This window comes from Mesorhizobium sp. WSM4311, assembly GCF_002295115.1.
Taxonomy (GTDB): Bacteria; Pseudomonadota; Alphaproteobacteria; order Rhizobiales; family Rhizobiaceae; genus Mesorhizobium.
This window is the reverse complement of sequence record NZ_NSFV01000029.1, coordinates 17,252-27,898: the sequence shown is the minus strand read 5'-3', so window position 1 is coordinate 27,898 and position 10,647 is coordinate 17,252. Positions and strand designations below refer to the sequence as shown.

The 10,647-nt window shown below is 59.5% G+C and carries 4 protein-coding genes; all 4 read right to left on the bottom strand.

Annotated features, from left to right (window positions below):
- A partial coding sequence (locus CK226_RS33595; RefSeq protein WP_280951495.1) for a calcium-binding protein occupies positions 1-3,368 on the bottom strand: 3,368 nt, incomplete at its 3' end.
- 249 nt (positions 3,369-3,617) lie between these two features.
- On the bottom strand, positions 3,618-4,541 hold the full coding sequence (locus CK226_RS33590) for a hypothetical protein (protein WP_095794083.1): 924 nt from the start codon (positions 4,539-4,541) through the stop codon (positions 3,618-3,620).
- An 8-nt stretch (positions 4,542-4,549) separates the two neighbouring features.
- Positions 4,550-5,125, bottom strand: a complete 576-nt coding sequence (locus CK226_RS34680; RefSeq protein ID WP_142878209.1) for a hypothetical protein — start codon at positions 5,123-5,125, stop codon at positions 4,550-4,552.
- Between the two features lie 11 nt (positions 5,126-5,136).
- Positions 5,137-8,934, bottom strand: a complete 3,798-nt coding sequence (locus CK226_RS33585) for an RHS repeat-associated core domain-containing protein (RefSeq protein ID WP_179301185.1) — start codon at positions 8,932-8,934, stop codon at positions 5,137-5,139.
- Positions 8,935-10,647: the final 1,713 nt, after the last annotated feature.

Sequence of the window (10,647 nt, the reverse complement as noted above, 5' to 3'; positions counted from 1 at the left end):
TCATTGCCCCAAAACCCGGCAAACGTCTCATTGGCAGCAGTGCCGGTCAGCAGCATGTCGCGCAGCTGGGCCCGGGTCCAGATCGTGCCGTCGGCGAAGACGACCTTGTCGACGCCCTGGCCGTAATTGTCGTTGAGCGTATCCTTGAGCAGCACCGAGCCGCCGTCGCCGGCGCCCGGCGCGCTTTCGGCAATCACAACCGTTACGTCATTGCCGTTGCGCACCAGGCTCACGGCGGCAGGGTTGATGTCGCTGAACACCAGTTGATCGTTGCCGCCGCCGTTGGTCCCTTCGTTGATTGTGTCGTTGCCGTCGCCACGGGCGTAGAGATAGGTGTCGTCGCCACCGCCGCCATTGAGCGTGTCGTTGCCTGCGTGGCCGGCGATGATATCGGATGAACCCGTTCCATTGATCGTGTCATCGCCGCTTGTGCCGGACGCCGAAACCAGCATGGCCCTGATGTCGGCCCGGGTCCAGATCGTGCCGTTGGCGAAGACGACCTTGTCGACACCCTGGCCGTAATAGTCGTCGAGGCTGTTCTTGAGCAGCACCGACCCGCCGTCGCCGGCGCCCGGCGTGCTCTCGGCGATAACCACCGTGACGTCGTTGCCGTTGCGCACCAGGCTCACGGCCGAAGGATTGATGTCTGTAAACACCAACCGGTCGTTGCCGCCGTTATTGGTGTCCTCGGTGATGGTGTCGTTGCCGTCGCCGCGGGCGTAGAGGTACGTGTCGTCGCCACCGGCGCCATTGAGTGCGTCGTTGCCCGCGCGGCCCTGGATCGTATCGGCGGTGTTGAAGCCGGCAATGGCATCGTTGCCGGCTGTTCCGGCCTGATCCAGCAGCTTGACCCTGATATCGGCCCTGGTCCATGTCGTGCCGTCGGCGAAGACCACCTTGTCGACGCCCTGGCCGTAGTTGTCGTCGAGGCTGTTCTTAAGCAGCACCGAGCCGCCGTCGCCGGCGCCTGGCGTGCTTTCGGCGATCACAACCGTCACGTCGTTTCCGTTGCGCGCCAGGCTCACGGCGCCCACATCGATGTTGCTGAACCCCAACCGGTCATTGCTGCCATTGTTGGTGTCTTCGGTGATGGTGTCATTGCCATCGCCACGGGCGTAGAGGTAGAGGTCGTCACTGGCCCCACCACTCAACGCGTCATTGCCGGCGCGACCCTGGATCGTGTCGGCGCCGTTGAAACCGACAATCGTGTCATTGCCGCTCGTGCCTGCCCGATCGAGCACCATCACCCGGAGGTCCGCCTGGGTCCAGGTCGTGCCGTCGGCGAAGACGATCTTCTCGATGCCGCGATTGGAAGTGTCTTCCAACGTTTCCTTGACAAGGACCGAACCGCCATCGCCGGCGCCAGGCGCACTTTCGGTGATCATCACCGTTAGGTCATTGCCGTTGCGCACCAGGCTGACATTGGCCGGGTTGATGCCTTCCAGCACCAGCCGATCATCGGTGCCGCCATTGATGTCTTCGACGATGGTGTCGTTGCCGTCGCCGCGTTGATAGTGATACTCGTCGTTGCCGCCACCACCGAGAAGAGTGTCGTTGCCCTTACCGGCACGAACCAGATCGTTGCCGGTTGTTCCCGTTATCGTGTCGTTTCCTGCAGTGCCGCCGACGAAATCGATGTTGGCGAACAGATCGCTTTTCGACCATGCCGTGCCCCCGGCGAAAACAACCCCGTCGACACCGCTGTTGGGATACTGGTCCGCATTGTTCTTCAACTGGACGGATCCGCCGTCGCCGGCGCCCGGCGCGCTTTCGGCGATAAAGATCGTCACGTCATTGCCGTTGCGCACCACCGTCACATCCGAGCGGCTGATCCCCTCGAGAACGAGGCTGTCTTGCCCACCGCCGGAAGGTCCTTCGATGATGATGTCGTCACCGTCGCCGCGGGCATAGTGATAGGTGTCGCTGCCATCGCCGCCGGAGAGCGTGTCATTGCCGGTGCCGCCGCGCAGATCGTCATTGCCGGCGCCGGCATCGACAACGTCGTTGCCGGCGCCGGCATTGATGGTCTCAGCGCTGCCGAAGCCAGTGATCGTGTCGTTGCCCGCCGTGGATACCTGGGCGAGGTACATCGCCCGCAACTCCGCCCGCGTCCAGATGGTACCGTCGGCGAAGACAATCTTGTCGACACCTTGGCCATTGTCTTCGTCGAAATTGGCCTTGAGCAGGATCGAGCCGCCGTCGCCGGCACCCGGCGCACTTTCGGCGATCACCAGCGACGCATTGGCGCCGTCGCGGACCAGCGTCACATCCGATGGATTGATCCCGGTCAGGGTCAGCTGGTCACCGGCACCGCCGCCGCTGTCTTCCTGGATAGTGTCGTTGCCGTCGCCGCGGGCATAGATGTAGGTGTCGTTGCCGGCGCCGCCGTAAAGACTGTCGGCACCCTTGCCGCCGGTGAGCGTGTCGGCGCCATCGCCGGCGAAGACCTGGTCGTTGCCGTCGCCTGCGTTGATCGTGTCGTTGACGGCAAAACCGGTGATGACGTCATTGCCCGAAGTCGAGGACTGGGCGAGGAATGCCGTGCGCAGTGCGGCCCGGGTCCAGATCGTGCCGTCGCCGAAGACGATCTTGTCGATGCCCTGATCATAATATTCCTCGAAATTGTCCTTGAGCAGGACAGATCCGCCGTCTCCGGCGCCCGGCGTGCTTTCGGCAATGACGAGCGTGACATCGTTGCCGTTGCGCACAAGGCTTACCGCCGACGGGTTGATCCCCTGCAGTACCAGGCGGTCATCGGTCCCGCCGGAAGCCGCCTCGATGATGGTGTCGTTGCCGTGGCCGCGCGCGTAGTTGTAGATGTCGTTGCCCTTGCCGCCGTCGATGACGTCGTTGCCGGCGCCGCCGGTGATGGTGTCGGCGGCATTGAAGCCGGTGATGGTGTCGTTGCCCGAGGTCGAGACCTGAGCGAGCCAGGCAGCCCGCAAGGAGGCGCGTGTCCAGGCCGAATTGTCGGCGAAGACGATCCTGTCGATCCCGCGATCGGTGACGTCCTCGAAATTGTCCTTGAGCAGGATCGAACCGCCATCGCCGGCGCTGGGCGCGCTTTCGGCGATGACCAGCGTAACGTCGGCGCCGTTGCGCACCAGCGTGACGTCGGCCTGGTTGATGCCGGTGAAGACCAGGCGGTCGCTGGAACCGCCCAGGCTCAGCTCGGTGATGGTGTCGTTGCCGTCGCCCCGGGCATAATTATAGGTGTCGTTGCCTGTGCCGCCATTGAGGATATCGTCGCCCTTGCCGCCGGTGATGGTGTCGTTGCCCGCAAGCGTGTTGACGATATCATCGCCCTCGCCCGCATCAATGATGTCGGCCCCGCTCGTGCCGGTGATGGTGTCGTTCCCGCTTGACATCGGCTATCCCCCTTCCGCCCAGAAACATTAGATATACTTAATGTATTGGATCGATAAAACTCTTACTAAGGTGAGTATTACCGAATTTTTTGGGAATCCAAGCCTCTGCATTACAAATTTATTTCTCATACAAGATTCAGCAGGAAAAATACTTACCGAATTGTTTACTGGCACTAGCTGGCATAGGATTTGGCTACGTCTCTACCCTCTCCGAGAACGAGAGCGGGCCGCTTCGATGCCCGCAATGGTTCAGTGCAGGGTCGCAAGCATATCGGTGACCGACGCACCGAAAATCTCGACGCACCCGCCGACCGCATCACGCTTCGCGCCCGCTTCATCGGCCGCGATTTCGGGATAGGCCGCAATGCGCTGCAGCCCAGCATGCTCGCCCGCGCGGCTTTCGAAGACATAACCCGCGGAACCGGCGATCGGCGACCCACGCCGACTGACGGAAACCTCGATCGTGAAGGCCTGCTCGGGCGTCTTCGCGCTCGAAGGCGTGCCGACCTTGGCGAAGTTGGTGAGAACCGGGTTGGCCCGGCCTATGACCAGATCGCCGCGCCGCGAATTGACCGTGAATGTTCCATAGAGGTCCGGCAAGGGAATCGTACGCAGCCCTGAAAAATCCTGCAACTCGGCCACGGATTCGAAGGGTGCATGCTTGAAGCCGCCCGCGACCTCGATTTTCTCCTGGGCAGCCGCCGCGAAGATGCTGGCGCCGCTGCGGGAATATTCGACCGCGATCGCAAGCCGGTTCGACATCTCAGAGTCGACGCCGAGCGAGGCGAAACCTTGGGCGAGCAGATTGTGATCGGCGGCGTTGAGATCGATCAGCCCCGAATGCCCCTGCAGCCGCGTTACGACAGCCAGGTCGCCGACCGCGCAGGAGATCGGTTCGAAATTCAGCGGCAGCCCGAGATCGGCGCCGTCTCCCGACAACCGCGCCGCCAGCACATTGGTCAGCCCTTCGGCAAGCAGGCCAAGGCGCTGGCTTTCGGTCTCGTTCGAAGCAATCTTGAGCCGGGTCCAGGCGGTCAGGGCGAAGGTCGAGGTGATGGCGGAGACGATGAGGAGGAAGACGAGGACTGCGACGAGGGCGAAGCCTGCGGGTTGCGGAACTAAACCTTCGCAATGGATCGCCCCACCGCTTGTGAGGCCTCCGGGGGAACCCATTCGCAATATCACGCCTTCGTTTCAATGTAGAGTATTGTTTCATCGTCCATCACATTGCAATACATTGCTAATATGTTCTCAAATGGTAAAACATATCTATCCGAAAGAAGGGATTCAACACCGTCCGATGTTACCAACACCGGTGAAAAGAAATTCTCCCTATTGGCGTCGATTGTTTCAAACTTTGCTGCCTCCACTGGAAATAAATAAGTCGGAAAACCTCCGACTGATATTACGTGTCCGCCGGAAATTTCGATACTATGCCTTGACTCTACGCCGACATCGGCGGTGTAGTCAAGAAAGATAATAGACTTAGCGTTATCTGTTTCAATTAAACGTTTAAAATACTTCCTTCTTACATCATAATATTTTTCCAAAATGATTGGATACACGGGGCACGATGTAAAATCATTTATTATATTAATTTGATAGTCTGCGCGAAGAAGAACTCTCGCTTCAATATTTTTATTTTTTAGGACTGAAGTCAATATTGTGTATGACGGAGCCCAGCCGCCAAGGTCGTCAATGAAACGTTCAATCTCGTCCCTACTCAGTGTTCTTTCCGTGTCAGCCTGAACGGTCATTTGTAAATCCCTTATTCTTTTGGCACCCAACCGTTTCCATAGTTCTCCCAATGCTTGCCCGATGGATCCACCCAGCCCACATGCGGTGGTTTGCCTTCGGGATGATCGCGATCATCGTGAGCGCTTTCCTTACCCTTGGGCGTGCCAGGAGCCGGGCGTGTCCAGCCCCCTTCTCTACCGCCCACCGGCGCCCCAGGTTTTCCTTTCCACTGCCAGCCTTCTCCCGGCGGAGGAGTTCCTGGATCCCAATCACCCGGGCCGTCAAATGGCGGCGTATAGTCCGGCGGCCCCGCCCCTTCATTGTTAAGCACGGGATCCGGCCAAGGCGAGCCCAGAAGACCAGGCAACCCCGGCACACAACTACAGAGCATAGGATGGTCATAACACCACTGCTGCGCATCTTTCAGTGGAAACGGCTTTGGGCTGAACGGCCCCAGCGGCGCGGGAAAAGGCACTGGGATCGCATTCTGCAACCCCTCCGGATCAACATTCATAAACGGACTGTTCTTCGCATACGCCCACCTTGACGGGCCATCGGGCATACCGAGCGGGTCCGGCTGTAGATAGCGCCCAGTGCTCGGATCATAGTGCCTATGCCAATTGTACGAAAGCCCCGTCTCCACCTGGAACCACTGGCCGGGGAAACGTTGGTTGAGCGTAGCGCTACCGATGATCGTGCCCACCTCGCCATAGGGCAGGTATCTCGCCTGCCAGACGATGTTGCGGCTCTCGTCTGTCATCATGATCGGCCGTTCGAGATGATCGGTCAGCACATAGTACAGCGCCGGCGTCGCACCGGTGTTGTCGATCATGGCCAGTGGCCGACCGTTGACCGAGACATATTCGGTGACGAGGGTGCCCGAGGCGTCGTATTCGGCGATCACATTGCCATCGAGGTCGTGCACCATATGCAGTGTGGTCGAGGAGGCGCTGATGGTGCGCGAGACCAGTCGCGACTGATAGTCATAGACATAGGCGCCGCTCGCCGCGCCGTTGGTGGTGGCGCCCGCCAACTGGCCGGCGGCATTGTAGGTGTAGGCCTTGGTCAATGCCGGCGACACAGTCGCGTCCTGCGTGATGTTGCCGGCAAGGTCGGACTGGAAGCCGCGGCTCGGCGCGCCGTTGGTGACAATGCCGGTCAGCCGGTTCGAGCCGGGCTGTTGCGTATAGACATCCGTCGAGGTCACGCCCCCCAGGGTGATTATGCGCTGGGTGATGTTGCCGACGCCGTCGATCGTATAGGTGAGGCTGCCCCACGGGCCGTCGGCCTTCTCGATGAAGCCGTTGGCAGTATAGGTGTAGGTCTCGTTGTTGGCGGCGTTGAGCTGATCCTCGATGAAGGTCAGGTTGCGCTTGTCCTGGTATTGCAGCGCGCGCCGGATGAGATCCTGGCCGAGCGACTGGTCCTCGACGCCGTAGCTCACGATGCGGCCATCGGTATCATAGTCGCGACTTTCCCTCAGATCGTTGGCAAAGGCCGTGATAGAACGTGGGCCGAAGGGCGCGTACGTGCCCCACAATACCAGTTCCGTCGGCGACGAGATAGCATCCGGGCTGGTGCGGACCTGTTGCACCTCGCCTGCCGCTCCGCGGCCATATTCGACGACACGGCCGGACGGATAGGTCATGCTCAACAGGTTGCCGGCATCGTCCCAACTGTAGGCGATCGTGTAGGATTTCACCCCGATCGTGCGCACTTCCTGAATGACACGGCCGAGCAGGTCGTATCGGTAGGAAACCGTGCCGGCGGCATCGGTGACGCTCGTCAGGCGGCCCTTGCCGGGATTGCCACCGGTCACGCTGTCATAGGTGTAGGCAACACTAGAAGCGGTCTCCGACGGATAGCTCCGCGTCGTGATCCGTCCGGCATAGTCGTAGGTGTAGATCGTAATGACGCCGCGCGCGTCGGTCTTCTGGGTGACCTGGCCGTCGCGATTGCGAACATAAACCGTCGTGCCGATATCGGGGCTGCTCTCCTGGATCACCTCGCCCCAGCCGTTGCGGACATAAATGGTGGCGACATTGCGTGGATCCGTAGTGGAGGTCGGGTCGTCGGTTGCGCCGAAACCTTGTGTCGTCGTGCTGTTGCGCTCATCGGCAAGGCTGATCAGTCGGTCGAGCCCGTCATAGGCTGATGTCGCAGCATTGCTGTTGGGATCGGTGATCGAGGTCGGGTTGCCGACCTTATCGTAGCCATAGGTCCACGTCGCTGGGCCGACGCCGATGACCTGCCGCAACCGGCCAAGTTCGTCGAAGGTCGTGTTACGCTCGAAAAACACCTGCGAATTGACGTCCGAAGCCTGTTCGCCCGTGCGGTTGCCCATCGCGTCATAGGTGTAGGTCACCTTGTCGCCAAGGCCATTCGTCACTGAGGTCACACGGTTGGCGCCATCATATTCCATCGCCAGCACCGATCCATCGGGATTGGTGATCGTGGTGACGTTGCCGGCATTGTCGTATGCGTATTCCGTCCGGCTGGCGATGCCGGAAGGGTCGTCCAGCCTGGAGGTCAAGCGGCCCCTGGCATCGTAGGTGAGTTTGGTCACCAGCCCATTGGCGCCCTGAATCTCCGTCGGCTGGCCACGGCCGTCGACGGCATTGACTGTCGTCACATTGCCGACCTCGTCGGTGGTGGTGGCGAGATAGCCTGATGTATCATAGGTGTAGGAGACCGTGTCGCCGGTTCCCGGCAGCGGCCCATCGGCCGAAGACAACAGGCCGGACGTCGTATAGGTGTAGGCCCAACTGCGTGTCTGGCCGTTCGTCGAATAGGGAACCGTCTGCGCGCTGGTATCGGTCTGTGTCACGCCGGTCAGTTGGCCCGCCGTGTTGTAGGTGTAGTCAACCGTAAGGCCCGGCGCGACGATCTGCTGCGGGGCATTCACGGTCGCGTGCCAGGTGATGGTGGTCTGGCGCGCCTCCGGCAGACCATAGGCCTGCGTGATCTGTGTCGGCCGGCCGCGGCTGTCCCTGACATAGCTGGTGACGCGGCCCTCCTCGTCGGTCCACGACGCGATGAAACCCGCGCCGTCGTAGGTCAGCGCGCTGGCGGATGCCGGACAATTGGTCGAGGCCGCGCCATCGACGCCGGCAAAGCGGATGTCCCAGCTGCTGCCGGGCACGTAGTCGAATTTGTAGACCTTTACACGCCCGAGCGCCGTGGTGGCGGTTCGGGTGAGTTGGGAGCCGGACGTGCCGTAGACAACCGTTACCCGATTGGCGCCACCGGCGCCTTCGGTTGAGGTCGCCCGGCCATCGGCATCGTAGGTATAAGTCGCAACGCGCACGCCGCGATGGTCGCTGACGCCGGTCAGGAATCTCGGATAGGTCGTGTCCTCATAGTGATAGGCATTGGAATCGACCACCGTGCCGGATGCATCGCGCCACTCCACGCCGACAAGGCGTCGGATTACATCAGGCGACGGAGCCGTATCCGTTGGGGCCGGGTCGTAGAGATAGGTCGCCTTTGTACCGTCCGGGAAGGTGATGTCCTTGATCGCTTCGGGCATCCGCTGCGGCCAGGTAGCATTTGGATCGACCATCGGATAGTAGATGTGCCAGGTGAACGACGCCGTACGGCCGAAGCTGTCGACGATCGAGGTGAGCGCCCCATCCGTGGAATAATTGAATTCCCAGCCATAACCGTCACGCTCGCGCATGGTTATGGGGCGGCCAACTCTGTAGCTCGCAGGGCTGAAATTGACGGGCGACATCGTTGTCAGGGTCCAAACGCGGTCGTCGGGACCGGTCAGCTTCCATTGCCTCGGCACAGCCTTCATGTCGGCAAGGTTGCTCGGCAAGCTTCCCATGAATTCTAGCCGGTAGTCGTCCGGGACGGCCCCCATCGCAGCCTGGGCTTGCCATGTACCGTTCGCCTGCAGTTCAAAATTATATCCGGACCCATCCGGCGTCAGCAGAGTGACCTTGCCGGTCGGCGCACTTGGCGACCCCGAAAACGCGCCCAGATGCAGCTCATAGTCAAAATTGAATTGCCAGCCGACAGACGGTGTCAAAGCAGGCTGATTGTAGCTGCTGACCCTGCCACCGGCGAAACTGCGATATTGTCGCCCGATCCGGAACAGTCCGTCCTGCGTCGCAAAATCCTCAGCCTGATAATATTTGGCGCCTGAACCCAGAACGATCGGATTGCCTTCAGTGGGGTTTGAGCACACAGGAGGGACTTCCGGCGGAACATTTTGGACACACCGATCATCGATCGTACGCTCGTAGCCACTGTCACAAGCGAAGGAAACAGTCCCGGGCAGAATGGTCGTGCAGCCAAATGGACCATAGGGGCAGGTGCCGTCCTGATAGTGTGTCCAATGGCAACGCTGCACATTGGGATCTTCCGTGGGGAACGCCCCTGTGAAATGGCTGTAGCCCGGATGGGGAAGCGGCAGATGCCAGTAAGCCCAGATCGAATAGCAGGCGTCCCTGGCAGTGGGGTACGTCCCATTCCATCCGCCATGCGGGGTCGCCTGAGCGGCCGGAGCGGTCGCAAAACCAAGAGCGATGGCCACGAACAACGCCGCTAGGAGTCTGGCGCGGACCCTCGAGCCCCGGCCGAGCCCAGCGACGAAATAGCTCCCCGTCAGCCTAGAGATAGCAATTATTGATTTAGAAAAGAATAATTTAGAAAATGATACAAAACCGAGCTCATGTGACTGACAAAAAGCCATCACACATCTCCTCCGCCGCGCATATTTTTGAATACACTTGCCAAAAATGCTTTTGTCAATACAGACATTAAAGAAAACTCGGCACAGCTAAACAACTGCGACGCATCACCGCCCAACAAGAAAAATGAATGCGGATTTCGCCAGCAAATAAACTATTTTTCAAGGCACAGTTTGCCAAGCATGTGGAATAAACCACGATACAAAATAACTTAAACTATTTCAGTGACAAATAAAACGTTAAACATTGATATAAGCCAAACGCATCTTCCACCATCGCGAATGCTTGCAGGGTACTCATTTGTACCAACAGCCATACCATCAAGCCCCTGCCTTCAAGTCAAGCAGCACCAAACACGCCGCCCTACACGATGAAAATCCCGCGCCACCTTCACGAGCTCCCCGGAGCAAGGATCGCCACATTGCCCCTGCAGTTGAACCGGTAGCATATCCGTGAAAGCCTGTTAAGAGCTCGAGAAAGAAATAGATCAAAGAAAATTTGGTCAATACATGCAATTTCTCTAATTTACACTTTTATGTATTGCACATGTATGAGTACGACTCAGTTCGCCGTCCTGGAGCCAGAATTCTCCAACCATGCCAAGTATTTATATGGCATCACAGCCAATAGGGGCCGGCCATATCTCCCAGAAGGATCGCTGCGCGCAGCACCTGCCCGAGAGCATCGGCCTCCCTGTTCGATATTGCCGAGATAACCGGAATCATGCCGCGCCCCGATTTGAGGCTCGTTAGGCTCCATAGCCGACCCCGATGAGTAAACCTCGTTAAACAGTCGGGCTAGTCTAGACAGCAGCGGGGAATGCCGACGTTTCGCAAAATGGCGCA